Origin of the sequence: Micromonospora sp. C28ISP2-4, from assembly GCF_030519385.1 — a bacterium.
In the GTDB taxonomy this organism is placed as follows: Bacteria; Actinomycetota; Actinomycetes; order Mycobacteriales; family Micromonosporaceae; genus Micromonospora; species Micromonospora tulbaghiae.
Window position 1 is genome coordinate 428,664 of record NZ_JAUMKG010000005.1, and the last position, 25,796, is coordinate 454,459.

Genomic DNA, 25,796 nt, shown 5'->3' on the forward strand with positions numbered 1-25,796 from the left:
GCGTGGTCCGGACGACGGGGGAGGAGACGGGTGATCCGACGGCAGGTGCTCGCGGCGGCGATGCTCACGGCGACGGCTCTGGTGGCCGGCTGCACCACTGACCGGCCCGAAGCCGCGCCGCCCACCAGCGCCCCGGCCACGGCCACGGCGAGCGCCACACCGGACGCCACGGCAAGCGCCGAACCGGTGCCCGCGCCGGCCGAACTGGCCGCCCTGGAACGGCGCTCCGGCGCCCGGATCGGCGTCTACGCCGTCGACACCGGCACCGGCCGCACCCTCGCGCACCGCGCCGACGAGCGGTTCGCGTACGCCTCGACGTGCAAGGCGCTGGCGGCGGGCGCGATGCTGGCCGCCACGTCCGACGCCGAGCGGGACCGGGTGGTCCGGTATCGGCGGGCGGACCTGGTGGCGCACTCCCCGGTGACCGAACGGCACGTGGAGACCGGGATGACGTTGCGGGACGCCGCCGAGGCGGCGGTGCGGTACAGCGACAACACCGCCGGCAACCTGCTGTTCGACGCGCTGGGCGGCCCGGCCGGCTTCGAGCGGGCGCTCCGGGAGGTCGGCGACCGGGTCACCCGGCCGGTCCGTACCGAACCGGAGCTCAACGCGGCCACGCCCGGCGACGAGCGCGACACCAGCACGCCCCGCGCGCTGGCCGGCTCGCTGCGGGCGTACGCGCTGGGTGAGACCCTGCCGCCCGCGGACCGCGACCTCCTGCTCGGCTGGATGCGGGCCAGCACCACCGGGAGCGGGCTGGTCCGGGCCGGCGTGCCGGCCGGCTGGCAGGTGGCGGACAAGTCCGGCACCGGCGGGTACGGCACCCGCAACGACATCGCCGTGGTGTGGCCGCCGGACCGGGCGCCGATCGTGCTCGCGGTCATGACCAGCCGCGACACCGGGGACGCGAAGCCCGACGACGCCCTGGTCGCGCAGGCCGCGCAGGCGACGGTGACCGCGTTGCGCTGACGGGAACCCGGCTCAGGGGATCGGCCACTCGTGCACGGGCCGGTTGCTGTGCATCAGGTCGACGTAGTGGCGGACCACCTCGCGCAGCGCCGACGGCCGGTCCAGGTGGTCGGCCGACTCCAGCCGGTGCAGCGTCTCCACCTGCCAGGTCGCCCCGTTGCGGCCGGTCAGGCAGCGCTGTTCGACGATGCCGAGCAGCCGGTCCCGTTCCGCCGGGTCCAGGCCCCACCGGTCCAGCCCGTGGTGGGCCATCGGCAGCAGCCGGCGCAGCACCAGCTCGGTCACCGGCAGGTAGCCCAGCCCGGGCCAGTACACCTGGGCGTCGATGCCGTGCCGGGCGCAGGCGTTGAAGTTCTCCTCGGCCGCGCTGAACGACATCTGCGACCACAGCGGACGGTCGGACTCGGCGAGCGCACGCACCAGGCCGAAGTAGAACGCGCCGTTGGCGACGGTGTCCAGCACCGTCGGCCCGGCCGGCAGCACCCGGTTCTCCACCCGCAGGTGCGGCCGGCCCTTCAGCACGTCGTAGACCGGTCGGTTCCACCGGTAGACGGTGCCGTTGTGCAGCCGCAGCTCGGCCAGCTTCGGCACCCCGCCGCTGTGCAGAGTGGCCGCCGGGTCCTCCGGGTCGCAGACCGGCAGCAGCGCCGGGAAGTAGCGGACGTTCTCCTCGAACAAGTCGAACACCGAGGTGATCCAGCGTTCGCCGAACCACACCCGCGGGCGTACGCCCTGGGCCTTGATCTCCTCCGCCCGGGTGTCGGTGGCCTGCTGGAACAGCGGCACCCGGGTCTCGCGCCACAGCTCCCGGCCGAACAGCAGCGGGGAGTTCGCACCGAGTGCCACCTGGATGCCGGCGATGGCCTGGGCCGCGTTCCAGTAGTCGGCGAACTGCGCCGGGCTGACCTGGAGGTGGAACTGGGTGCTGGTGCACGCCGCCTCCGGCGTGATCGTGTCGGCGGTGGTGGCCAGCCGCTCCACCCCGCTGATCGCGATCGGCAGGTCCTCGCCGCGGGCGGCGAAGATCTGCTCGTTGAGCAGCGCGTACCGGGGATTGGCCGACAGCGTCTCGGCGGTCAGGTGCTCCGGGCGCAGCGTCGGCAGGATGCCGACCATCACCATGTGCGCGCCCACCGTCCGGGCCTTCTCCTCGGCGGCGTTGAGGCTGGCCCGGACGTGCTCCTCGAACGCGGCGGTGCCGGTGCCGGCGAGCCGCCGCGGCTCGACGTTGATCTCCACGTTGAACTGGCCCAGCTCGGTCTGGAACGCCGGGTCGGCGATCGCCTCCAGGACGTCGGCGTTGCGCATGGCCGGGTCGAAGCCGTCGTCGACCAGGTTCAGCTCGATCTCCAGGCCGGTCATCGGCCGCTCCACGTCGAACCGGGACTCGCGCAGCATCTCGGCGAACACGTCCAGGCACCGCCGGACCTTCTCGCGATAGCGGGCCCGGTCCTCCCGGCTGAAGGTACGCACGCCGACGTCCTCGCCCATGGTCACCACCCTGTCACAGTTGGTTCTCCCCAACCTCGCACGGAGTGGCGGGTCAGGAAAGGCCCGGAGGCCCTTTTCTGTACCCCGTGGCGGCCCCGGTGATCCCCGTCGCGGGGCAGTGGGTTCCGTCCGGGCGACCCGGCCCGGGCGGCTAGCATGGCCGCCGACGGCGAAGGGGAGTGGCTGATGCGCGACGGGTGGGTCCGGGCGTTCGTGGTGGCGGCGTTCGCCGAGGGTTGCTCGTGGGCGGCGCTGCTGGCCGGCATGGCGGTCAAGTACGGCCCGCCCGGCAACGAGATCGGCGTGAAGATCTTCGGCCCGATCCACGGCGCACTGTTCGTGGTCTACGGCCTGCTGACGCTCGTGGTGGCCCTGCGGCGCCGCTGGACGCTCGTGCAGACCGGGCTGGCCCTGGCCAGCGCGGTGCCCCCGTTCGCCACGGTGCTGTTCGAGCGCTGGGCGAGCCGCCGGGGCCTGCTCGACGCGCCGGCGCCGGTGGAGCAGCCGCTCACCCCCGCCGGTCGCTGACCGCGGCGAGATCCTCCGCGAGGAAGCCGGCCAGCACGTCGGTCAGCTCCCGCGGCGCCTCCTCGGCCATGTGGTGACCGGACGGGATCGACGCGGTCCGCACGTCGTCGGCCCAGTCGCGCCAGATCGCGGCCGGGTCGCCGTAGAGGTCGACCATGTCGTCGCGCTCGGACCAGGCGAACAGCACCGGGCAGCCGATTCGGCGCCCGGCGGCCCGGTCCGCGTCGTCAGCCGCCCGGTCCGGGCCGAGCCCGGCGCGGTAGTCCTCGCACATGGCGTGCACCGTCGCGGGATCGTGGATGGCGCGCCGGTAGTCGGCGTACGCCGCCTCGCCCATCTCCTCCGGTGATCCGCCGTACCAGGCGTCCGGATCGGCGTTGATCACCCGCTCGGCCGGCTTGGCGAGCTGGCCGAGGAAGAACCAGTGCCACCAGCGGGCGGCGAACCGGGCGTCGCAGCGGGCCAGCGCCTCGCCGATCGGCACCCCGTCCAGCACGCCGAGGCGGCTCACCCGGTCCGGGTGGTCCAGGGCGGTCCGCATGGCCACGTACGCGCCGCGGTCGTGCCCGATCACGGCGGCCCGGCGGTGGCCGAGCGCGTCCAGCAGGCCCACCACGTCGGCGGCCATCGCCCGCTTGGAGTAGACAGTGTGCTCCGGGTCGCTCGGCGGCTTCGACGACCCGCCGTAGCCGCGCAGGTCCGGGCAGATCACCGTGTGCCGGGCGGCCAGCCGCGGCGCCACCCGGTGCCAGGTCGCATGGGTACGCGGGTGCCCGTGCAGCAGCACCACCGGCGGCCCGGAGCCGCCGTGGCGTACGCGCAGGCGGACCGCGCCGACGTCGATCTCGGTGAGCGTGAATCCGGCGAACATGGCCGCAGCGGTGCCCACCGGCGGCCGGGCGGAAACCCGCTTACGTCAGTGCGGAGCAGGCGGCCACGCCGAGCAGCAGCACGGCGCCGAGCATCGCCTGCAGGAGCAGCGCCGGGCCCAGATGCGACCAGAGCGTCGCGGTACGCGGCGTGAGCAGCTGACCGGTGGTCAGGTTGACGATCCGCTCGATCCGTGGCGGCAGGTCCTCGTCGCGTTGCGCCCGCAGTGTGAGCTGGACGTGGTCGCCGGGGTGCAGCGCGCTCTGCGGCAGGTGGCCGTGCAGTTCGACCTCGACCAGCCGGCCGACGGTGTCGCGTACCCGGACCGGGGTGACCAGGAACTCCGGCCCCTTCTTCAGCTCCTTGAAGCTGCGCCGGGCCCCGCCGCCGCCGCTGCTGAGCAACGCGCGTACCACCTTCAGCAGCAGCCCCACCACCCCCGCGGCCGTCAGCACCGCGACGAGCGCCGGCTGCCCGACCCGGACCTCCCGGGCGTAGCCGTCCATCAACCGGGCCAGCCGCCCGGTGACGACGCGTTCCGCCGGGTGGACGACGCGTCGGGTGTGCAGCTCCGTGTCCATGTTCACCACCGAGAGTCCCGTTCCGTGCACAGATGGTATCGGCCCTTCGGGTTGAACGACGTGAATGAACGGTGGTCACGCCCGGGGGGCCGGCAGGTGAACTCCGCCGGGGCGCGGGTATGCGTGCGGCCGAGCCGGAAAGGGGTCGAGCATGCAGCTGTCCTTCCTGCGCCCGCTCTACGACCGTCCCGGGCCCTGGTGCTCGGTGTACATGGACGCCTCCCGCGACACCCACGACGCACGACCGCAGGTCGACCTGCGCTGGCGGGCCCTCAAGGGCGACCTGCTGGGCCAGGGCGCCGACCCGGTCACCGTCGAGGCGGTGGAGGAGGTCGTGCGCCGGCACCAGCCGATGCCCGGCGACTACGGCATCGCCGTGTTCGCCAGCCGGGGCCGCGTGGTGCTCACCGAGTACCTCTCCGCGCCGCCGCTGCGCGACCTGGCGAGCTGGTCGGCGCTGCCGCACACCATGCCGCTCGTGGCCCAGCGCGGTGAGCAGGTGGCCTGGGTGCGGGTGCTGGCCGACCGTACCGGCGCGGACGCGATGGCGGTCAGCGCCGGCGGCGTGCCCCGGCGGGCCCACGTGGAGGGCGGGCAGAGCCGCCAGCTGCGCCGGGTGCAGCCGGGCGGCTGGTCGCAGTCGCGCTACCAGCGCGCCGCCATGGAGGCGTGGCACCACAACGCCGGTGACGCCGCAGCGGCCACCGCCGACCTGGCCGAGCGGGTCGGCGCGGACGTCGTGGTGGTGGCCGGGGACGTCCGGGCCACCGGCATGATCGCCGCCCAGCTCCCCGCCCGCTGGCAGGACGTGCTGGTGCGCACCGACGCGGGCGCCCGCGATGTGGGCGCGGACGACACGCTGATGGACGACATCACGGTCCAGACCGTCGCCGAGGTCGCCGACCGGCGGATCGCCGCCGCGCTGGACCGCTTCGGCGTCCAGGAGGACGTCGGCGCCGGACTCGACGCCGTGGTCTCCGCGCTGCAACGCAACCAGGTCGACACCATGCTGATGGTGGACGACCCGTCGGCCGACGGCGAGCTGTGGGTGGGCCCCGAGCCGACCGAGATCGCCACCGACCCGGCGCAGCTGGCCGGCATGGCGGTGGCCGATCCGCAGCGGGTACGCGCCGACGCGGCGCTGCTGCGCGCGCTCGTCGGCACCGACGCGGATCTCACGGTGCTCGCGCCGGAGGAGGCGCCGGAGCTGACCGACGGGGTCGGCGCGGTGCTGCGCTACGTCGACGCGAGCACGCCGGGGCGGGGTAATGGCTGAGCGCATCGTCGCCGACCTGGTGGTCGAACGCCTGCGGGCCTGGCGGGTGCCGCGGGTCTTCGGCTGTCCTGGGGCGGCGATCGCCCCGCTCGTGGGCGCGCTCGACGACGCGGGCGGGGATCCGGCGTTCGTCCCCGCCCGGCACGAGGAGACCGCCTCGTACATGGCCACCGGCCACGCGAAGTTCACGGGCGGCGTCGGGGTGTGCCTGGCGACCCAGGGGCCCAGCGCCGTGCACCTGCTCAACGGGCTCTACGACGCCAAGCTCGACAGCAAGCCGGTGGTCGCGATCATCGGCGAGGACGTCACCGGCCCGCTCGGCGGCGCGCACGAGGAGATCGGGCTGAGCCGGCTGTTCGGCGACGTGTGCAACCAGTTCGTCCGCTACGGCCGCCGGCCCGAGCAGGTGCCGGCGCTGCTGGACCAGGCGTTCCGTACCGCCGCGGCGACCCGCAGCCCGACGTGCGTGGTGCTGCCGCGCGCGTTGCAGGTCACCGCCGTACCGGACCTGCTGCCGCAGACCGCCGGGGTGGTCACCGCGACGCCCGGCGAGCCGCTGGCCCGGGTGCTGCCGCACGACGCCGATCTGGACGCCGCCGCCTCGCTGCTGAGCAACGGGCGGCGGGTGGCGATGCTGGTCGGCCAGGGCGCGCACGGCGCGGCCGAGGAGATCGTCGCGCTGGCCGACCGGCTCGGCGCGGGCGTCGCCACGTCACTGCTGGGCAAGCCGGTGCTCGACGAGCGGCTGCCGTTCCACACCGGCGTGCTCGGCGAGGTCGGCACCACAGCCGCCGCGCAGCTCATGGGCTCCTGCGACACGCTGCTGATGATCGGCACGAACGACCCGTGGACCGATTGGTTCCCCATGCCGGGGCAGGTGCGCACCATCCAGATCGACATCGACGGCCGGCGCATCGGCACCCGCTACCCGGTCGACGTGCCGCTCGTCGGCGACGCCGCCGAGACGCTGCGGGCGCTGCTGACCCGGGTACCCGCCCAGCCGCAGCGGGAGTGGCGCGGCATGGTGGAGAAGATGGTGGACCGGTGGCGGGAGACCGCCGCCGAGCGCGCCGCCGCCCCGGCCGAACCGGTCAACCCGCAGCTCGTGCTCCGCGAGCTGTCGGCCCGGCTGCCCCGGCACGCCGGCGTCGCCGTCGACGTCGGCTCGGTCATCTACTGGTACGCCCGGCACCTGGAGCTGCCGCCGGGGGTGCAGGCACAGCTGTGCGGCACGCTCGGCTCGATGGGCTGCGCCCTGCCGTACGCGGTGGCGGCCAAGCTGGCCCGCCCGGACGAGCCGGTGATCGCGCTGCTCGGCGACGGTGCGATGCAGCTCAACGGCCTGGCCGAGCTGATCACCGTGGCCCATCACTGGACGCGGTGGCGCGATCCCCGCCTGATCGTGCTCGTGCTGAACAACCGGGACCAGTCCGGCGTGGGCGGCGGGCGGACGCCCGGCGGGCGGCGCTCCGACGTGCCGTACGCCGGGTGGGCCCGCCTGCTGGGGCTGCACGGCGTCCGGGTGGACCGGCCGGACCTGGTCGGGCCCGCCTGGGACGAGGTGCTCGCGGCCGACCGGCCGGCCGTCCTGGAGGCGGTGGTGGACCCGGCCGTGCCGCTGGACGCGCCCGAACCGGCGCTGGCCGACCTGCGCGGCCTGGTGACCGACGGGGACGCCGCCCGCCGGGTGCGGGAGCGGGTGATCCAGACCGAGGCCATCGCGGCCGACGAGGTCGTTTAGCCGGATCACTCCGGGGCACTGCGACCAGGCACATCCGTCCCGGGAGGTTCCATGTCCGTCGCCGCCGACAGTCGCTACGGCCCGGCCCCGCTGCCGGCCGCTCGCGGCCCGGTCTCCGCCACGCTGCTCGCCGCGCTGCGGGGATCCCCCGGCGAGCTGCCGGCCGGGCTGGGCGCCGCGTTCGACGCGGTGGCCGCGCCGTTGACCGACGAGGACCTCCAGCTCACCCTGTTCCTCTGCTACGAGCTGCACTACCGGGGCTGGTCCGGTGTCGACGAGGCGTGGGAGTGGGAGCCGTCGCTGCTGGCGTTGCGCGCCCGCGCCGAGCGGCCGTTCGAGGCGGCGCTGCGCGACCTGGCCGGCCCGCCGCCGGCCGTGCTGCCGGCCGCCGTGCCGGGGGCGCTGGCCGACCTGGTGGCCGCCGACGACGGCCCGCCGCTGGCCGCCACGCTGCAGCGCCGGGCCGACCTCGGCCAGTTCCGCGAGTTCGTCACCCACCGCTCGATCTACCACCTGCGCGAGGCCGACCCGCACAGCTGGGCGCTGCCCCGGCTCGGCGGGCCCGCGAAGGCCGCGCTCGTGGAGATCCAGACCGACGAGTACGGCAACGGCCGGCTGGACCGGATGCACGCCGAGCTGTTCCGCACCACGATGGACCGGCTCGGCCTGGACACCGGCTACGCCGCCCACCTGGACCGGGTGCCCGCGGTGACGCTGGCCACCAACAACCTGATGTCGCTTTTCGGCCTGCACCGGCGGCTGCGCGGGGCGCTGCTCGGGCACCTGGCCGCGTACGAGATGACCTCGTCGCTGCCGAACCGCCGCTACGGCAACGGACTGCGGCGGCTCGGCTTCGACGCGGTCGCCACGCGCTTCTACGACGAGCACGTCGAGGCCGACGCCGTGCACGAGCAGATCGCCGCGTACGACATGTGCGGCGGGCTGGTCCGGGCCGAGCCGGCGCTCGCGTCCGACGTGCTGTTCGGCGCCGCCGCCGCGCTGGCCGTGGACGCCCTGTTCGCCGCGCACCTGCTGGACGCCTGGTCGGCAGGGGAGTCGTCGCTGCGCCCGCCCCAGCGCGTCCTAGCCGCCGCCTGACCCGCACCCCGCACCCCCCGCACCCGCCCTCGCGATCTTGCAGTTCCGGCCCCCGGTTTGCCTGGTTCGGACGGGTTTGCCGGGTAGGGAAGTGCAAGATCGGCGAGGTGGGGGTCAGCCCTCGCGGTCGCTGCCGGCGCGGAAGCCCGCCACCTTGTGCGTGCCGTCGCAGAACGGCTTGATCGCGCTCTTGCCGCACCGGCACAGCGCCACAGTGCCCCGGCGCGTCTCGATCGGCGTGCCCTCGGGCGTCAGAAGCGCGAAGTCGCCGCGCACCAGCAGTGGTCCGTCCCGGTACGGGGTGATGGTCGCCGCCGGGGTGCTCTCGTCGTCGGGCATGCGCGGTGCAGTGCCCGTCCCGGTCCGGCCCAAACCCGCACCCGAGCGCCGTTGCGCCCGCGACGGCGGGCACGCGGCGCGACGGCGTGCCTGGGTGTCGCGGGCGGTGCCGGTACCGGGCGGGCCTTGGTCCTGACCCGTGGGGAGATGCCCCGTTTAGACCCCAGAGGGACGGGAAGCCGGGCCGCGTGGTGAGCGAACGAGTCGAACGGACGCCGGTCAGCGGCGCGGGGCTGCCCGTGGAACGGATGGTGGCGGTCGGCAGCGCCGCCCGGATCCTGGTCGCCGCGACCGCCCGGGCGCTGCGCGGCGACGACTGCGGCGATCTCGGGCACCCGGGCGCGCTGTCCCGCCTCACCGGCGCGCCCGAGCCGGTACGCCGGGCCGCCGCCGTCCGGGCCGCCGCGCGGGCGGCGCTCACCGCCGGCCAGATCGCCGCCGTGGACGCCGAGCGGGTGGCCGGATGGTTCGCCGGCCAGTACCCGGACCGGCGCTTCCCGGGTGTGGTGCTCGGCTCGCCGCACGGTGCCGCCGCCCACCTCGCGGTGGCGCTCGGCGTGCCCTGGCTCCCGGCCGGGTTCGAACTGGCCGGGCAGTGGACCCGGGGGGCGGTGGACCGCCCGGACGACGCGTACGCGCACGGGGCCACGCTGGCCGCCCGGCTGCTCGACGGCAACCCGCGCGTGCACGTACGCCAGGTGCACTGCCCGGCCAGCCGGGGCGCGGCGGCCGGCGTGGCGGTGACGTTCGCGGTGCGCTGGCGAACGCTGCCGAAGGCGTACGCGCGCTTCCTGGCCGACCGGCTGGAACCGGCCGCGCCGGTGCTGCTGCTGCACGACGCCCGGACCTGGCCGGTACGCGACTGCGGCGACGGGCACAGCTTCCAGGCCGGCTGCCCGGCCGGCGGTCTGGACCCGGTCGACTTCCACCCGGACGCCCGCGCCCTCGGCCAGGTGCTCCGTGCCGCCGGTGGGGACGAGACGCGCTGGGCGGCGCCGGAGGTCACGGTGGCGGGCGCGTTCGCCGAACACGGCGTGGAGTCCGGTTTCGAACACGACGCCCGCTCCTTCGGCGACCGGCACGGCCATCCGCTGCACCGGGTGGTCGTGCCGCAGCCGGACGCGCTGAGCGCGGTGACCGCCGACCTGTACCGGCGCTGGCTGCGGCGGGCCGGCAAGACGGGCAACCGGCTGGTGGTGGAGTGCGGCCGGCTGCTCGACCCGGGGCAGGTGCTGCGGGCCGGCCTGGTGCCCTACTGGTGCGAGAACGCCGCCGCGCGCCGGGTCGCGGGCGTCGAGTGGTGGCTGGCCGGCAGCGAGCCGTTCAGCTCGGTGGACGTGCTGCCCGAGCCGCCGGGCCTGCGTTCGCCCGCGTACGCGGGGCTGCCCCAGTGGCTGGCGGTGGCCGGCTTCGGGCGCCGCAGGCGCGCGCTGGACCGGGGCGCGGCCCGCGGCTACCCGGTCGCCTCGGTACCGACCCGGCGTGCCACGGAGGTGTTGCGCAACCAGCCCTGCGACCTGCCCGCGCCGCCGCCGCTGCGGATGGCCGAGGCCCTCACCGCGCTGCGTGACGCGGGCGCGCACCAGGGCCTGCTGGTCTCCTGACCGACCGCCGGGAACGGCTCTGCGGCCAACCTGGCGAAACTTCCTCGCGATCCTGCGGTCCGTGATTGAGTACCTACGGAGCGGGAAGACCGCTCGCCGCGAAGCGGCCCACGACGCCGTGCGGCGGGCAGCCACCGCTTTCGACGTATCCGTCACGTAACCCAACTTCCTCACCCGGTGCGTGGTCCGACCACGCGCACGACCGGTTCCGACCGGGCGGGGGCTCTTCGGCGAGGGGGCGCGGATGTTCGGACAGACCACCACACCCACACCACCGACCACCGACCGGGGTCTGGAGGACCTGGACGCGGCGGCGCTCGCGTACGCGGCCCGCATCGAGGGCCTGCCACCGGAGCGGCGGCAGGAGGCGCGGGACGACCTGGTCCGGTTCGCGCTGCCGTTCGCCGGCCGGCTGGCCCGCCGCTACCGCGGGCGCGGCGAGCCGCTGGAGGACCTGGAGCAGGTGGCCCGTCTCGGCCTGGTCAACGCCGTCGACAGGTACGACCCGGAACGCGGTTCGTTCACCGCGTACGCGGCCATCACCATCGTCGGCGAGATCAAACGGCACTTCCGCGACCGCACCTGGGGCGTGCACGTGCCGCGCCGGCTGCGGGACCTGATCCTCGAGGTGGGACAGGCGACGGCGACGCTGACCAGCGAGCTGTCCCGCGCTCCCACTGTGGCCGAGTTGTCCGCCCGGCTGGAGACGCCGGAGGAGGAGATCCTCGCCGCGCTGGAGTCGGCCGCCGGCTACAGCCCGGCCTCGCTCAACGCGCCGGTGGGCGGGGAGAGCTCGGCCGAGTTCGGCGACCTGGTCGGCGAGTCCGACCACGCGCTGGAGTCGGTGGACGACCGGGTCACCGTCAGCGGCCTGCTGCACCGGCTGCCCTGGCGGGAGCGCCGCATCCTGGCGATGCGCTTCTACGGCAACCAGACCCAGGCGGAGATCGCCGCCCGGTTCGGCATCTCGCAGATGCACGTGTCCCGCCTGCTGTCGCGGGCGCTGACCTGGCTGCGTCAGGCGATGCTCGCCGACGCGCCGCCGCCCTGGCAGAACGGCGCGGCCGAGGCCGAACCGGGCAAGGCGCGGATCTCGGTGAAGCAGAACGGCGACCGGGTGGTCGTCGAGGTCGGCGGCGAGGTGGACCGGGCCGGCGCGGACCAGCTGCGCCGCGCGGTGCTCCAGGCGGTCACCGGGCAACCCCGCGAGGTCGTGGTCGACCTGGTCGGCGCCGGTGGCTTCGACGCCGGCGGGATCGCCGCGCTGATGGCCGGCCGGGAGGCCGCCGCGCGTACCGGGGTGCCGCTGCGGCTGACCCGGGTGCAGCCCGCGGTGCGCCGCTCGCTGACCGCGGCCGGACTGCCGGCCGCCGACTGACCCACCGCACGTACCGCGCCGGCTCCCCGCCACGGGAGCCGGCGCGCGGCGTACGACGAGAGGGCCGGCGCCCGACGGCGCCGGCCCTCCTGCGGTGTCTCAGTTCTCCGGGGTGTCCCCGTGCCCGCGCGGGTGCCGCCACCTGTCGTTCGGCTGCTCGTCGCGTTCGGCGTTGAGCGCGCTGCCCTCCGGCTCGTCGGTCTCCTCGAAGCTGGGCCGGCGCACCTCCTCCGGTTCCGGCACCTCCACCGGCCGCGCGCCGGACTGCGGCGCGGGCTGGTAGTCCACCGCCTCGGGGGCGCCGTACGCGCCGCCGGCCGACGGCGACTCCGGCACGTGCCGCTCGTGGTGCATCTCCTCGCGGAACGACTGCGGCGGCTTGGTGGTGCGCTGCGGCAGGTCCCGGCCCAGGTCGGCGACGAGCGGGCCGTACTTGAGGTCGAACGCCGGCCGCTCGGAGCGGATGCGCGGCATCCGGTCGAAGTTTCGCAGCGGCGGCGGGCAGGTGGTGGCCCACTCCAGCGAGTTGCCGAAGCCCCACGGGTCGTCCACTGTGACCATCGCGCCGTACCGCCACGACTTCCAGATGTTCCAGATCACGAACAGGGTGGACGCGCCGAGCACGAACGATCCGATGCTGGAGATCGTGTTCAACGTGGTGAAGCCGTCGCCGGGCAGGTAGTCGGCGTACCGGCGGGGCATGCCCTCGTTGCCCAGCCAGTGCTGCACCAGGAACGTGGCGTGGAAGCCGATGAACATGGTCCAGAAGTGCATCTTGCCCAGCCGCTCGTCGAGCAGCCGCCCGGTCATCTTCGGGAACCAGAAGTAGAGCCCGCCGAACGCGGCGAACACGATGGTCCCGAAGAGCACGTAGTGGAAGTGCGCCACCACGAAGTACGTGTCGTGCACGTGGAAGTCCACCGGCGGGCTGGCCAGCAGCACCCCGGTCAGGCCGCCGAGCAGGAACGTCACCAGGAAGCCGATGGCGAACAGCATCGGCGTCTCGAACGTGAGCTGTCCCTTCCACATGGTGCCGATCCAGTTGAAGAACTTCACGCCGGTGGGCACCGCGATCAGGTAGCTCAGGATGCTGAAGAACGGCAGCAGCACCTGCCCGGTGGCGAACATGTGGTGCGCCCAGACCGTCATCGACAGCACCGTGATGGCGATGGTGGCCAGCACCAGGCCGGTGTAGCCGAAGATGGGCTTGCGGGAGAACACCGGGATGATCTCGGTGATGATGCCGAAGAACGGCAGCGCGATGATGTACACCTCGGGGTGGCCGAAGAACCAGAACAGGTGCTGCCAGAGCATCGGCCCGCCGGTCGTGGGGTCGTACACGTGCGAGTGCAGGATCCGGTCCGAGGCGAGCGCCATCAGCGCGGCGGCGAGCAGCGGGAACACGAAGATCACCAGGACGCTGGTGAGCAGCGCGTTCCAGGTGAAGATCGGCATCCGGAACATCGTCATGCCGGGCGCGCGCAGCGTCACGATCGTGGTGATCAGGTTGACCGCGCCGAGGATCGTGCCCAGGCCGGACAAGGCCAGGCCGACCACCCACAGGTTCCCGCCGACGCCGGGGGAGTGCTGCGCGGTGCTCAGCGGCGTGTACGCGGTCCAGCCGAAGTCCGCCGCGCCGGCCGGGGTGGCGAACCCGCCCATGACCATCAGCGCGCCGAGGAAGTAGAGCCAGTACGCGAACGCGTTGAGCCGGGGGAACGCCACGTCGGCGGCGCCGATCTGCAGCGGCACCAGATAGTTCGCGAACCCGAAGAACATCGGTGTCGCGAACAGCAGCAGCATGATCGTGCCGTGCATGGTGAACATCTGGTTGTACTGCTCGGGGGAGACGATCTGCATCCCCGGCCGGGCCAGCTCCACCCGGATGACCATCGCCAGGATGCCGCCGACGATGAAGTACAGGAACGAGGTGGCCAGGTAGAGCAGGCCGATCTGCTTGGCGTCGGTGGTCCGCAGCAACCGCCACAGTGCGTTGCCCTTGACCGCTTCCCGTACGGGCCCGGGGTAGCCCCCGAACCGGGCCGGCGCGAGGATCGCGGGCCCCCGGTCTCGTGCCGGTTCCGTGACTACCCGCTTGGGCATGGCTTCTCACCCCGTGTGACGACAGACAGGACGGGCGGGCGTACCCGGCCCTCTGCCCATGTAACCAGGCGAGAGCGGAGAATTCGGTCAATTGGCCGGGAGCATGGCCCAGACGACCTTGCCGGCGCCGACCGGGGTGCTGCCCCAGCGCTGGGTCAGCTCGCGCACCAGCATCAGCCCTCGGCCGCCCTCGGCGCGCGGATCGCGGCTGGCCGCGGCGCGGGCGTCGGCCGGGCTGCCGTCCATCACCGCCACCCGCAGGTACGGCCGGCGCAGCGTCAGCGTCACCTGCATCGGGGTGCCGGCGTGCCGCACCACGTTGCCGACCAGCTCGGTGAGCACCAGCGAGGCCGGGCCGGCCAGCTCCGGCACGTTCCACCTGCCGCACGCGTCGGTGACCAGCTCGCGGGCCCGCCGGCACGCGCCGGCGACCGGCTCCAGCCGCGCCCGCAGCCGGGGCGCCGCCGCCTGGCCGGCCAGCGCCGTCGCCTCGGCGCAGTCCCGGCGCACCGGCACCACCCGGCAGGCGGTGGTCTCGTTCAGCCAGGCCGCCGTCTCGGCGCAGGGAGCGGCGAGCACCATCGGCACCGCCGGCCAGTCCGCGGCGCGCCGCGCGGCGGCGGCGAAGACGGACAGCGCCAGCGGCTCGCCGACCTCGATCTCCTCCAGGTCGACCACCAGGGCGTCCGGCTGCGCGGCGAGGCAGCTGTCGAGCACCTCGTGCACCGCGCGCATCGTGCCCAGGTCGAGCGCTCCGGCCAGCCGTACGACAGTGACCGGCGACTCGTCGCGGACCTCGCACCTGATCCGGGTCACCATCGCCGCCTCGTTTCCATCTCGTCGGGGAGGGTCGCCCGGCCGGGACGCTCGCTGCCTCCCGCTGCCGGAGGACTACGGACGTACCCGCGCCCCGGACCGGCGAAACCGGGCATCCGGGCTCCCGAGGCGCAGGTCAGCGGCGATCCGCGCGCCTGGCCCCGACCAGTCCCGCCGCCGCCATGGCGGCGCCCAGCAGCAGATGCAGCCACGAGTCCGCGCGGTTGACCGCGAGCACGTTCGCCGCGTCCCGTCCGTCGACCGCCAGGCCGGCGAGCCAGAGCACCAGATAGGCCGCGCCGGCGCCGACCAGGAACGCGCGGGCGCCGGCGACGGTACGGGCCAGCGCCAGCCCGGCCAGGCCGAGCACCAGGTGCACCAGGTTGTGCACGGCCGAGACCTGGAACACGCCGAACAGCCGGGCGCCGGAGCCCGGCCCGGCGAAGCGCAGCTCCGCGTAGTCGCTGGTGACGCCCGGCACGAAGCCCAGCGCGCCGAGCAGCAGCAGGAGCACGGCGAACCCGGAGGCGATCCGGCGTACCGGCGCCCGCCCGTCGGCCGGGTTGCGCCGCGCCCGGGAGTGCGCCATCGAGTTCGTCACGCCGGCCTCCTCGCCACCGCGGGAAGCGCCGGTTTCCCGCGGCCGGCGGGGGCAAACGCCGGCCCGGCCGCGCGGTGCGGCCGGGCCGGTGACGCTCAGGCGGGCTGCAACGGCTTCGCCACGCTCGCCCGGACCCGGTCGTACAGCTCCACGTACTCCTGCGCCATCCGGGCCGGGGTGAACCGCCGGGCCGCCTCGCGCCGGCACTCGGCCGGGTCCAGCAGCCCGGCGGCGAGAACCAGGTCGCCCAGTTCCTCCTCGGCGCCGGTGAGCAGGCCGGTGCGGCCGTGCTCGATCAGCTCCGGCAGGCAGCCCCGGGCGGTGGCCACCACCGGCGTGCCGAGCGACAGCGACTCGACCACCGCCGTGCCGCCCGGCTCCTCCCAGCGCAGCGGGAACAGCGACGCCCGGGCCGAGGCGACCAGGTCGTCGCGCTCCCGCCCGGCCACCGTGCCGACCCAGCGCACCCGGTCGCCGTCGACGTGCGGCGCGACGTGGTCGTAGAAGAAGCGGACGTCCGGGTTCTGCCGGGCCTCGTCGCCGGCCGCGGCCAGATCCTCCGGCCGGTGGTACGGGCCGACCGGCCCGGCCAGCACCAGCCGGAACCCGGTCTCCTGCGCCAGCCGGGCGCCCAGGTCCTGCCCCTTGCCCGGGTTGATCCGGCCGAGGATCACCACGTGGTCGCCCTTCGGCACCGGCGCGTGCCGGTCGGCGTCGACCGCGAGCGGGGTGGACAGGTGCACGTGCCCCACCGAGTGCGCGCGCAGCGCCTCCGGCGCGCGTGCGAGCTGCGACGCGGACACGCCGTTGACCCGTACCCGGTCGCCGCCGTCGAGGTTGCCGTACAGCTCCGGGTGCTTGGCCAGGTCCCAGTGCAGCGTGTGCAGCACCGGCGGGGCGTCCGGGCCCATCGCGGCGAGCGTGGCCAGCCCGACCGCCTCCACGTGGTCGTGCACCAGGTCGATGTCGTCGCGGGCGTGCAGCGCCCGCACCACGCCGGACAGGTGCGCTTGGGAGACGCCGCAGACCTGGTTGTACGGCCGCTGCAACGCGTGGAACTGGCCGTCCGGGAAGACCGCGATCCGCTCGTCGACCGGCAGCGTGCTGCTCTCCACCGAGGCGAGCACCACCCGTACGCCCAGCCGGCGCAGCTCCGGCACCAGCGTGGCGATCACGTTCTCGATGCCGCCGTAGCCCGGCGGCGGCACGGACAGCCACGGCCCGGCGTTCATCAGCACGGTGAGCGTCATGCGTCGTCCTCTCCGGTGGTCATGCCGGGCCTGTCCTCGTTCGTCACCGCGGGGCTGGCAAGCTCACTCCCCGCGCTCACGCCGGCACCCGGCGGCGGGGGAGGCGGTGCCGCAGCTGCGCCAGCGGCGGGCGTTCCTGCACCGACACGTCGTTGACGACGATCTCCCGGTCCAGGTTGGGCAGCGTCTCCGAGCCGCCCCGGCGGAACTGGGTCAGCAGCGCGGTCGGCGCCACCCCCGGCGCCGCCCAGCCGCGTCGTTGCAGCCGCGACCAGGCGGTCAGCATGATCTGCGCGGACATCCGGCCCAGCGCGGCGGTGTCCTGGTGCCGGTGCTTGCGCTCACCCAGGTCGACCTGGGCCAGCGCGTCCAGCCCGACCAACTCCAGCAGGTCGATCAGCATGGCCGTCTCGACGCCGTACCCGGTGACGAACGGCACCCGCTCCAGCACCTCACGGCGCCCGGCGTACTCGCCCGCGAGCGGTTGCACGAAACCGGCCAGCTCCGGCCAGAACAGGTTCAGCAGCGGCCGGGCCATCAGCTCCGTCACCCGCCCGCCACCGTCGGGCTCCACAGCCGTCGCGCCGACCAGCGGCCGGTGGTAGAAGCCCTTCACGAACTCCACGCTCGGATCCGTCAGCAGCGGCCCGAGCAGCCCGGTCACGAAGTGCGGCCGGAACTCGCGCAGGTCGGCGTCGACGAACGCGACCACGTCCCCCTCGGCCGCGGCCAGCCCGGCCCAGAGCGCGTCGCCCTTGCCGGTCAGCCGGGGCAGCCCGCGCGTCATCGCGTCCTGGCTGACCACCTCGGCGCCGGCCGCGCGCGCCACCTGCGCGGTCCGGTCGGTGGACCGGGAGTCGACCACGATCAGCTCGTCGACGAGCGGTACGCGGTCCATCAGGTGTTCCCGGACTGTCGACACGATCGCGCCGACGGTCGCCTCCTCGTTGCGGGCCGGCAGCACCACGCTGACCCGGCTCGCGCCCTTGGCCCGCATCAGCCGCCGCGCCGGCCAGTCGTCGGCGGTACTGGTGCGATACGTGGCCCACGCCTCCACCACTGGTGAGACGGTCGAATCTGATTCCCGCACGGGCACCCCCATCGATGGTGGAATCGCGGACCATGGTTTTCCCAATCCCGCATCCGCGCTAACCGGATCTTGCCCATCATCCTGATCACGTGGCGCGTACCGGGAGGTTCCGGGCGGATGAACGTTGCGTTGCACACGTCGGCCGCGTTTGGCGCGCCGCCGCCGGGGGGAGTGGTGTCCGCAGTCGTTTCCAGTCATGGCGAGAGGTTGTGGTCGATGCGTACCTGCCGGGTGGGACTTGTCGGAGCCGGCGGGGTGGCGCAACGCCACGCCCGGGTGCTCACCGGGTTCGCAGACGTGGAACTGCTCGGCGTGACCGACGTCGCGCCGGACGCGGCGGGGGCGCTCGCCGGCACGTACGGCGGCCGGGTGTTCCGCGACGTGGACGAGCTGCTCGCGGCCGGCCCGGACGCGGTGTACGTCTGCGTGCCGCCGTTCGCGCACGGCCCGGTCGAGGAGGCGGTGGTCGCCGCCGGGGTGCCGATGTTCGTGGAGAAGCCGGTGGCGCTGGACCTGGAGACCGCCGAGCGGGTCGCGGCGCTGGTGGAGCAGCGCGGGCTGCTCACCGGCGTCGGGCACCACTGGCGCTACCTGCACGTGGTGGAGGAGGCCCGGCGGCTGCTCGCCGACCGTCCGGTACGGATGGTCAACGGCGCCTGGCTGGACAAGGTGCCGCCGGTGGCCTGGTGGGCGCGGCGGGACCGCTCCGGCGGCCCGGTGGTCGAGCAGGCCGCGCACGTGCTGGACCTGGTCCGGCTGCTGGCCGGCGAGGCGGCCGAGGTGACCGCCTACGGCGACGGCAACCCGCCGCCGGTCGACGGCGCGGACATCGACTCGGTGACCGCCGCCACACTGCGCTTCGGCTCCGGCGCGGTCGGCACGCTCGCCGCGTCCTGCGTGCTCGGCTGGAAGCACCGGGCCGGCCTGGAGATCCTCGCCGACGGGCTGGCGCTGTGGCTGGCCGAGGACGGCCTGACCGTCCGCGACGGCGACGGCGAGCGGCACCTGCCCGCCGACCCGGACGGCGCGCGGGTCGCCGTCGACCGGGCGTTCGTCGACGCGGTGTGCGGCCTCGGCGACGACGTCCGGGTGCCGTACGCCGAGGCGCTGCGCACCCACCGGCTCGCGCTCGCGGTGGCCGAGTCGGCGCGTACCGGACGGCCGGTGGCGCTGCCGACCGGGCCGGCGTCCCGGCTCACCGCGCCGGTCGCGGACGCGGGGGTGAGCGTCGATGCGTGACCGGGTGGTGGTGGTCGGCGGTCCCGGCCGGGTCGAGCTGGCCGAACTCGACGCGCCGGAGCTGCGCGAGGGCACGTTCCGGGTGGAGACGCTCTACAGCGGCGTGTCCGCCGGCACCGAGCTGAGCTTCGTCAAGGGCACCAACCCCTACCTGCACGTCACCTGGGACGCCGCGCTCGGGCTGTTCCGGCCCGGCGAGGCGAGCACGCCGTACCCGGTGACCCGGCTCGGCTACATGCAGGTCGGGCGCGTGGTGGACAGCCGCACCCCGGCCGTCGCGGTGGGTGAGGTCGGCGCCATGACGTACGGCCACCGCAGCGGCTGGGTCGCCGACCCGCTCACCGAACGGTTCGTGCCGCTGCCCGACGACCTCGACCCGCTGCTCGGCGTGTACGTCGCGCACATGGGCCCGATCTGCGCCAACGGGCTGCTGCACGCCGCCGCCGACCTGTGCGGCGCCGACGTGCGCACGCTCGGCGACGGCGTACGCGGGCGCCGGGTGGCGGTGGTCGGCGGCGGCGTGGTGGCGCTGCTGACCGCCCTGTTCGCCCGCCGCCACGGCGCCGCCTCGGTGGTCGTGGTCGACCCGACACCGGCCCGGCGGCAGGTCGCCGAGGCGCTCGGCCTGGACACGCTCGACCCGGACGCGGACGACCCGGCGGTGGTGCTCAAGACGCGGTGGAACCACGCCGCCGGGGACCGGGGCGCCGACGTGGTCTTCCAGTGCCGCGGGCAGGACTGGGCGTTGCAGCTCGCGCTGCGCCTGCTGCGCCCGCAGGGCACGGTGGTCGACCTGGCGTTCTACCAGGGCGGCGCGGACGCGGTCCGGCTCGGTGAGGAGTTCCACCACAACGGGCTGTCGCTGCGCTGCGCGCAGATCGGCCGGGTGCCGCGCGGGCTGGCCCCCACCTGGGACCGGGAGCGGCTGTCCGCGGAGACGGTGGAGCTGCTGCGCCAGTACGGGGACGTGATCCGCAAGCACCTGATCTCGGCAGTGGTCCCCCTGGACGAGGCCCCGGCCCTGCTGACCGACCTGGCCGAGCGCCGCCGCTCCGAACTCCAGGTGGTCCTGACCCCCTGACCCACGTCCGCTCCCGAGGGCGTCGATCATGAGGTTGACGGTGACAAAACGGGCACGAAATGCCGTCAACCTCATGATCGACGGGAACGGGCCGGAAGGGGTGGGCCCGGCGCGCGGCGGGCGGGGGTCACAATCGGCTCCGGTTCGCGTACCGTTGCCGCTCATGGGTGTGTCGCAACGGTTGAAGACCAGGTTCCGCCGGTTCCTCCAGCGCCCGGGGACGACAGTCGACCTGGCGCCGCTGGAGAAGCTGCTGCCGGCGATCGAGGCGCGCGAGGCGGACCTGGAACAGCTCTCCGACGCGGAGCTGACCGAGGCCGCCGGCCGGGCCACGGGGTACGAGGAGATCTGCGCGATCGGCCGCGAGGCGGCCCGGCGCGGGCTCGACCAGCGCCCCTACGACGTGCAGCTGCTCGGCGCGATGGCGCTGCTGTCCGGCAAGGTCGCGGAGATGGCCACCGGTGAGGGCAAGACGCTCACCGCCACCGTCGCCGCGTACGGGCACGTGCGGCTGGGCAACGGCCCGGTGCACGTGCTCACCGTCAACGACTACCTGGCCCGCCGCGACGCCGAGTGGATGACGCCCGTCTACGACCTGCTCGGGCTCACCGTCGGCTGGGTGAACGAGGCGTCCACGCCCGAGGAGCGGCGTGCCGCGTACGCCTGCGACGTCACCTACGTCTCGGTCAGCGAGGCCGGCTTCGACTTCCTGCGCGACCAGCTCGTCACCGACCTGGCCGACCGGGTGCAGCCGCCGCTGAAGACCGCGATCGTGGACGAGGCCGACTCGATCCTGATCGACGAGGCCCGGGTGCCGATGGTGCTCGCCGGCGCGGTCGGCGGCGAGCAGGACCCGGTGCACGCGGCCGCCGCGCTGGTACGCGGGCTGCGCAAGGGCAAGCACTACACGGTCGCCGAGGACGGCCGCAGCGTCGCCTTCACCTCGGTCGGCCTGGCCACCGTCGAGGCCAAGCTGGGCGGCATCGACCTGTACGACGAGGAGCACGTCGGGCAGCTCTCCGCGGTGAACGTGGCGCTGCACGCGCATGCCCTGCTGCACCGCGACGTGGACTACATCGTCCGGGACGACTCGGTCGAGCTGATCGACGAGATGCGCGGCCGGGTCGCCCAGCGCCGCCGCTGGCCGGACGGGCTCCAGGCCGCCGTGGAGGCGAAGGAGGGGCTGGACGCCACCGCCGAGGGCGAGGTGCTGGGCACGATCACCGTGCAGGCGTACATCGCGCTCTACCCGACGGTCTGCGGCATGACCGCGACCGCGGTGCTCGTCGGCGACCAGCTCCGCGAGTTCTTCGGCCTCGAGGTAGCGGTGATCCCGCCGAACACCCCCTGCGTACGCGAGGACGAGCCGGACCGGATCTACGCCACCCGCGCCGAGAAGGAGGAGGCGCTGGTCGACGAGATCACGCGCTGCCACCAGGCGGGGCGGCCGGTGCTGGTCGGCACGCTCGACGTCAAGGAGTCCGAGGGCCTGGCCGCCGCGCTCAACGCCGCCGGCGTGTCCTGCGTGGTGCTCAACGCCAAGAACGACGACGAGGAGGCCGGCATCATCGCGGAGGCCGGCGCGTACGGCGCGGTGACGGTCTCCACCCAGATGGCCGGCCGGGGCGTGGACATCCGGCTGGGCGGCAGCGACCAGGCCGACCGGGACCGGGTGGCGGAGCTGGGCGGCCTGTACGTGATCGGCAGCGGCCGGCACGACAGCCGCCGGGTCGACGACCAGCTCCGCGGCCGGGCCGGCCGGCAGGGCGACCCGGGCGGGTCGGTGTTCTTCGTCAGCCTGGAGGACGACCTGGTGGTCCGGCACGCCGGCGACACCGTGCCGGCCTCGCCCCGGATGAACGCCGACGGCCTGGTCACCGACCCGCAGGTCGACTACGCGGTCGAGCACGCCCAGCGGGTCGCCGAGGGCGTCAACCACGAGATCCACCGCAACACGTGGCGCTACAGCCAGGTGATCGAGCAGCAGCGCAAGGCGCTCGCCGAGCGCCGGGAGCGGCTGCTGACCAGTGACATCGCGGCGCTGATGCTGCTGGAGCGGGTGCCGGAGAAGGCCGGCGAGATGGACGAGGACCTGCTCGCCGACGTGGCTCGCAAGATCGCCCTCTACCACCTGGACCGGCTCTGGGCCGATCACCTGGCCGAGCTGTCCGAGGTGCGCGAGGGCGTGCACCTGCGGGCGCTGGGCCGGCTCGACCCGCTCGACGAGTTCCACCGCAGCGCGGTGCCGGCGTTCAACGCGCTGGTGCCCGAGATCGAGACGCGGACCGTGGCCACGTTCGAGGAGACCGAGTTCGACGAGGGCTGGGAGCCGGACTCGTCGAAGCTGGTGCGGCCGAGCGCCACCTGGACGTACCTGGTGCACGACAACCCGTTCGGCTCGGAGCTGGACCGGCTGATCGCCTCGGTGGGGCGGCGGCTCATCTCCGGGTCGCGCTGACCCGCGCCGAAGGCCCCTTCCGGTGCAACCGGGAGGGGCCTTTTTGCGCGGTTTCGCCCGCGGTCTGCGAGGGTAGTAGGCCGGGGCCCGGCCACAGGAGGGACGGACATGGGACAGGCAACGGTGCCGGACGGGGGGACCGCGTGGACGTACGCGGGGACGGTGGAGGCCCCGGCCCGGTGAACCTCGACACGCGCCACCCCATGATCGACAACCTCGGTGTGCTGGAGACGGCAGCGCTGCTGCGCGAGCTGACCGCCGGCCTGATCGGCGTGGCCGGGTTCGACGAGGCGCTCGACCGCCTGGTCCGCATCGCCCGCGACGCCGTGCCGGACGTGGACTGCTGCGGCTTCACGGTGCTGCGCGCCGGTGAGCCCGCCGGGGTGGCCGCCTCCGACCCGGACCGGGCCGAGCTGGACGACCTGCGGCACGGCCCGGACACGCCGGCCATGACGGCGATCCGCCGACGGGAGATGATCATCGCGGCCGGACTGTCCGGTGAGACGCGCTGGCCGGCCTGGAGCGAGCGGGCCCGCGCGCTGGGCGTGCACGGGGTGATCTCCGCGCCGGTCGACGTGGACGAGCAGGTCATCGGCGCGATAAACCTTTACGCCGAGTCGCCCGACGCGCTCACCCCCCGCCACCAGCTCACCGCGATGCTGCTCGCCGAGCACGCCGGGCTCCTGCTGGCCGCCGCGCGCGACCGCGAGCGGGCCGCCAGCCGGGCCGGTGAGGTCGACGACTCGCTGCTGTCCGAGGGAGTGGTCGGGCAGGCCGTCGGTGTCATCATGACGCAGCGCGGCTGTCCCGCCCCGGAGGCGCTGCGGGTGCTGCGCAGCGCCGCCTCCTCGCTGGACATCCCGCTGCGCGAGGTGGCCGAGCGGCTCGTGCTGACCGTCTCCCGGCCCCGGGACAACTGAGCGACACTCGTTTCGCCTCGCGGCGCCTCGGGTAGCACTCTGGACTGGTGAGCTGCGCCGACCTGGGGAGGAAGCGATGCAGAGCCGGCTGCGGGTGCAGGGGCATCCCATCCAACCGATGCTTGTCACATTCCCGTTCGGCCTGTTCGTCTGCGCCGCGGTCTTCGACCTGGCCGACGTGGCGGGCGGTCCGGCGTTCCTCGGTGAGGTGGGCTACTGGACCGCCGTGGCCGCGCTCGTCGCCGCCGGCCTCACCACCGTCGCCGGCCTGGTCGACCTGTGGGACGTCCGTGCCGGGCGTACCAGCCGGACCGTCCTGACGTTCAACCTCGTCAACGCCGTGATGGCGGCGCTGTTCCTGTTGTCCTGCCTGATCCGGGCCAGCGCGCCGCAGCGGGGCGCGACGGGCGTCCTGCTCGCCGCCGAACTCGTCGCGCTCGTCGTCGGCGCGGTCGGCGTGGCGCTGGGCGCACGGTTGATGCAGCAGTTCGACCGGGTCAACGAGCCGACCGGCTTCGAGACGTTCCGCGACGTGCCCGCCGGTTCCACTGTCGAGATCGCCCGTCCGCGCCCGTTCTGACCCCGGCCGAAATCCGTTGCCGCGGCCGCCGCCGGGCGGCAGGCTCGCGGGCATGGTGGGGACGTTCGAGGAACTCGTCGCGGAAGCCGAGGCGGCGCCGGTCGAGGGCTGGGGCTTCGACTGGCTGCGCGGCCGCGCCACCGAGGAGCGCCCGCCCTGGGGGTACGCGCGCCTGGTCGGCGACCGGATGGCCGACGTCGAGGCGGCACTGGACATCGACACCGGCGGGGGAGAGGTGCTCGCCGGGGTGCCCGTGCCGCCGCCGCTGCTGGTGGCCACCGAGGCGTGGCCGCCGAACGTGCCGGTGGCCCGGCGCAACCTCCGCCCGCTCGGCGCGTCCGTGGTGCGGGTGGCGGACCGCCCGCCGCTGCCGTTCCGGGACGCCGTCTTCGACCTGGTCGTGAGCCGGCACCCGGTGCACACGTGGTGGGACGAGGTGGCCCGGGTGCTGCGACCCGGGGGCGCCTACCTGTCCCAGCAGATCGGTCCCGGCACGGTGCGGGAGCTCAGCGAGGCGATCCTCGGGCCGCTGCCGCCGCCGGAGCACCGCCACCCGGAGGTGGCTGTCGCCGACGCGCGGGCCGCCGGGCTCACGGTGGTCGACCTGCGCGAGGCCACGTTGCGTACCGTCTTCCACGACATCGGCGCGGTGGTCTGGTTCCTGCGCAAGGTGGTCTGGACGGTGCCCGGCTTCACCGTGGGCCGCTACACCGACGAGCTGCGCCGTCTGGACGAGCGGATCCGCGCCGAGGGACCGTTCGTCGCGTACGCCCGCCGTTTCCTCATCGAGGCGCGCCGGGGCTGAGCGGGCCGGGCGGGTGCGCCGCGGCGTGGTGCGCGGCCAGCACGTCGGCGCCGAAGTCACCGGCGGGGCGGCGCAGCACTGTGTGCGCGTGGTTGCCGTCGTCGGTGGTGTTGTCGTACTCGATCAGCAGGTCCTCGCCCTGCACCCGGTAGTAGTGCCGCCGGCCCGGCTCGACCGGGCCGGCCCAGGCGAAGTGCAGCTCGCCGCCGTCGAGCCGGTCGGCCTCGCGGGCCGCCAGCTCCGGCGGCAGCCGGTCCAGGTAGAGCGCGACCAGCCGGTCGAGAAGCGCCCGGCCGGTCGGTCGCAGCCGCCCCCGGGGTACGCCGAGCGGGTCGAGCCGGTCCGGGGCGGCGGCCCGGGTGGCGCTGATGATGTCGGCGGGCGCCTCGTCGGCGATGATCGCGGCGGAGCGGCCGCCCGGTCCGAGCGCGTCGAGCAGTTCGCGGGCCAGGTCCTCCTCCGGGCCCAGGGGCCGGGAGACCGGGCGTCCGGCGTGCCGGACGGTGGCCGGGTTGGCGCCGAGGAAGACCGGCGCGGGGGAGACACGGTCGCCGGCGACGGTCATGCTCACCGACAGGTGGTGTCCCTCGAACCGCCAGGCCCAGTCGTCGTCGCGGGCCGGGTCGCCGAAGACCGCCACCCAGTAGTCCCCGCTGTGCCGCCCGCGCCGCCAGTCCTCGGCCCGGTCCAGCACCTCTTCGAGGGCCATCACGGCCACGGCCTGCGCGTACGCGGCCGGGCTGAGCGCGGTGGCGAGCAGCCGGTGCGCGGCTTTGCGGGCGCCGACGTCCAGGCCGGCGAGCGTGACGCCGGGGCGGGGCCGCGGCCGGTACTCCAGCCACCGGCGGGCCGGCTCGTCGTCGAAGGCGTGCCGGGCGGCGTCGTGGGCCGGCCCGTCCAGCGCCGCCAGGAACGCCGCCGCCGCCGTGCGCATCTGCTCGGGTACGGGATCCTCCACCGTCCCTGTATACCGCCCGC

23 protein-coding genes are annotated in these 25,796 nt (G+C 74.6%); 13 read left to right on the forward strand and 10 right to left on the reverse strand.

Annotated elements, in window-relative coordinates:
* Positions 1–30: 30 nt before the first annotated feature.
* On the forward strand, positions 31–969 hold the full coding sequence (gene bla, locus Q3W68_RS20840) for a class A beta-lactamase (protein ID WP_302907043.1): 939 nt from the start codon (positions 31–33) through the stop codon (positions 967–969).
* Positions 970–981: 12 nt separating this feature from the next.
* Here the strand turns inward: bla and Q3W68_RS20845 are convergent, their stop codons facing one another.
* Positions 982–2,460: a glutamate--cysteine ligase gene (locus tag Q3W68_RS20845; RefSeq protein ID WP_302907044.1), complete on the reverse strand. Its 1,479-nt coding sequence runs from the start codon at positions 2,458–2,460 to the stop codon at positions 982–984.
* 186 nt (positions 2,461–2,646) lie between these two features.
* On the opposite strand from Q3W68_RS20845, the gene Q3W68_RS20850 reads away from it, so the two are divergent.
* Complete coding sequence (locus Q3W68_RS20850) at positions 2,647–2,988, forward strand: DUF3817 domain-containing protein (protein ID WP_302907045.1); 342 nt, start codon at positions 2,647–2,649, stop codon at positions 2,986–2,988.
* On the opposite strand, the gene Q3W68_RS20855 is transcribed toward Q3W68_RS20850, so the two are convergent.
* Both Q3W68_RS20855 and Q3W68_RS20860 read right to left on the reverse strand, forming a co-directional pair.
* Entirely contained in the window at positions 2,969–3,859 is an 891-nt protein-coding gene (locus Q3W68_RS20855) for an alpha/beta fold hydrolase (protein WP_302907046.1), read from the reverse strand. The two genes, Q3W68_RS20850 and Q3W68_RS20855, sit on opposite strands and share 20 nt — an antisense overlap.
* Before the next feature lie 40 nt (positions 3,860–3,899).
* The gene (locus Q3W68_RS20860; RefSeq protein ID WP_302907047.1) at positions 3,900–4,448 is read right to left on the reverse strand and encodes a hypothetical protein; all 549 of its coding nucleotides are present in this window, start codon (positions 4,446–4,448) and stop codon (positions 3,900–3,902) included.
* 142 nt (positions 4,449–4,590) lie between these two features.
* Here Q3W68_RS20860 and Q3W68_RS20865 point away from each other — a divergent pair, with 142 nt between their 5' ends.
* The 3 genes from Q3W68_RS20865 to Q3W68_RS20875 are packed head-to-tail and all read left to right on the forward strand — an operon-like array spanning position 4,591 to position 8,554.
* Positions 4,591–5,715 (forward strand): Vms1/Ankzf1 family peptidyl-tRNA hydrolase, encoded by a 1,125-nt coding sequence (locus tag Q3W68_RS20865; protein ID WP_302907048.1) that lies wholly within the window; start codon positions 4,591–4,593, stop codon positions 5,713–5,715.
* Positions 5,708–7,456 (forward strand): thiamine pyrophosphate-binding protein, encoded by a 1,749-nt coding sequence (locus tag Q3W68_RS20870; protein WP_302907049.1) that lies wholly within the window; start codon positions 5,708–5,710, stop codon positions 7,454–7,456. The genes Q3W68_RS20865 and Q3W68_RS20870 overlap by 8 nt, the downstream gene beginning before the upstream one ends.
* 51 nt (positions 7,457–7,507) lie before the next feature.
* The gene (locus Q3W68_RS20875; protein WP_302907050.1) at positions 7,508–8,554 is read left to right on the forward strand and encodes an iron-containing redox enzyme family protein; all 1,047 of its coding nucleotides are present in this window, start codon (positions 7,508–7,510) and stop codon (positions 8,552–8,554) included.
* Between the two features lie 114 nt (positions 8,555–8,668).
* Here Q3W68_RS20875 and Q3W68_RS20880 read toward each other — a convergent pair whose 3' ends face one another.
* A complete protein-coding gene (locus Q3W68_RS20880) occupies positions 8,669–8,893 on the reverse strand; it encodes a CDGSH iron-sulfur domain-containing protein (protein ID WP_302907051.1) in 225 nt (74 codons plus the stop codon).
* 248 nt (positions 8,894–9,141) lie between these two features.
* Here Q3W68_RS20880 and Q3W68_RS20885 point away from each other — a divergent pair, with 248 nt between their 5' ends.
* Together Q3W68_RS20885 and Q3W68_RS20890 are read left to right on the forward strand one after the other, a co-directional pair.
* Positions 9,142–10,497, forward strand: a complete 1,356-nt coding sequence (locus Q3W68_RS20885) for a hypothetical protein (RefSeq protein WP_302907156.1) — start codon at positions 9,142–9,144, stop codon at positions 10,495–10,497.
* A gap of 244 nt (positions 10,498–10,741) precedes the next feature.
* Positions 10,742–11,875, forward strand: coding sequence for a SigB/SigF/SigG family RNA polymerase sigma factor (locus tag Q3W68_RS20890; protein ID WP_282309340.1), 1,134 nt, complete (start codon positions 10,742–10,744; stop codon positions 11,873–11,875).
* 99 nt (positions 11,876–11,974) lie between these two features.
* Here the strand turns inward: Q3W68_RS20890 and ctaD are convergent, their stop codons facing one another.
* The 5 genes from ctaD to Q3W68_RS20915 all read right to left on the reverse strand — a co-directional run bounded on the left by ctaD (position 11,975) and on the right by Q3W68_RS20915 (position 17,702).
* A complete protein-coding gene (ctaD, locus tag Q3W68_RS20895) occupies positions 11,975–13,978 on the reverse strand; it encodes a cytochrome c oxidase subunit I (protein WP_302907052.1) in 2,004 nt (667 codons plus the stop codon).
* Positions 13,979–14,065: 87 nt separating this feature from the next.
* Positions 14,066–14,797: an ATP-binding protein gene (locus Q3W68_RS20900; RefSeq protein ID WP_302907053.1), complete on the reverse strand. Its 732-nt coding sequence runs from the start codon at positions 14,795–14,797 to the stop codon at positions 14,066–14,068.
* A 133-nt stretch (positions 14,798–14,930) separates the two neighbouring features.
* On the reverse strand, positions 14,931–15,383 hold the full coding sequence (locus Q3W68_RS20905; protein WP_302907157.1) for a DUF4383 domain-containing protein: 453 nt from the start codon (positions 15,381–15,383) through the stop codon (positions 14,931–14,933).
* Positions 15,384–15,490: 107 nt separating this feature from the next.
* On the reverse strand, positions 15,491–16,645 hold the full coding sequence (locus Q3W68_RS20910; RefSeq protein WP_302907054.1) for a glycosyltransferase: 1,155 nt from the start codon (positions 16,643–16,645) through the stop codon (positions 15,491–15,493).
* Between the two features lie 76 nt (positions 16,646–16,721).
* Positions 16,722–17,702: a glucosyl-3-phosphoglycerate synthase gene (locus tag Q3W68_RS20915; RefSeq protein WP_302907158.1), complete on the reverse strand. Its 981-nt coding sequence runs from the start codon at positions 17,700–17,702 to the stop codon at positions 16,722–16,724.
* A 249-nt stretch (positions 17,703–17,951) separates the two neighbouring features.
* Between Q3W68_RS20915 and Q3W68_RS20920 the strand changes: the two genes are divergently transcribed.
* The 6 genes from Q3W68_RS20920 to Q3W68_RS20945 all read left to right on the forward strand — a co-directional run bounded on the left by Q3W68_RS20920 (position 17,952) and on the right by Q3W68_RS20945 (position 24,818).
* The gene (locus Q3W68_RS20920; RefSeq protein ID WP_302907055.1) at positions 17,952–18,974 is read left to right on the forward strand and encodes a Gfo/Idh/MocA family protein; all 1,023 of its coding nucleotides are present in this window, start codon (positions 17,952–17,954) and stop codon (positions 18,972–18,974) included.
* On the forward strand, positions 18,967–20,055 hold the full coding sequence (locus tag Q3W68_RS20925; protein ID WP_302907056.1) for a zinc-binding alcohol dehydrogenase: 1,089 nt from the start codon (positions 18,967–18,969) through the stop codon (positions 20,053–20,055). Before Q3W68_RS20920 ends, Q3W68_RS20925 begins: the two co-directional genes overlap by 8 nt.
* 163 nt (positions 20,056–20,218) lie before the next feature.
* Positions 20,219–22,513: an accessory Sec system translocase SecA2 gene (secA2, locus tag Q3W68_RS20930; protein ID WP_128137925.1), complete on the forward strand. Its 2,295-nt coding sequence runs from the start codon at positions 20,219–20,221 to the stop codon at positions 22,511–22,513.
* 179 nt (positions 22,514–22,692) lie between these two features.
* Positions 22,693–23,433 carry a GAF and ANTAR domain-containing protein gene (locus Q3W68_RS20935; protein ID WP_302907057.1) on the forward strand — a complete coding sequence of 247 codons (741 nt, stop codon included), beginning with the start codon at positions 22,693–22,695 and terminating at the stop codon, positions 23,431–23,433.
* Between the two features lie 76 nt (positions 23,434–23,509).
* The gene (locus tag Q3W68_RS20940; RefSeq protein ID WP_368045755.1) at positions 23,510–24,013 is read left to right on the forward strand and encodes a DUF2231 domain-containing protein; all 504 of its coding nucleotides are present in this window, start codon (positions 23,510–23,512) and stop codon (positions 24,011–24,013) included.
* A 52-nt stretch (positions 24,014–24,065) separates the two neighbouring features.
* A complete protein-coding gene (locus tag Q3W68_RS20945) occupies positions 24,066–24,818 on the forward strand; it encodes a class I SAM-dependent methyltransferase (protein ID WP_302907059.1) in 753 nt (250 codons plus the stop codon).
* On the opposite strand, the gene Q3W68_RS20950 is transcribed toward Q3W68_RS20945, so the two are convergent.
* Positions 24,796–25,776 (reverse strand): DUF3500 domain-containing protein, encoded by a 981-nt coding sequence (locus Q3W68_RS20950; protein WP_302907060.1) that lies wholly within the window; start codon positions 25,774–25,776, stop codon positions 24,796–24,798. The genes Q3W68_RS20945 and Q3W68_RS20950 overlap by 23 nt on opposite strands.
* Between the last annotated feature and the right edge of the window lie 20 nt (positions 25,777–25,796).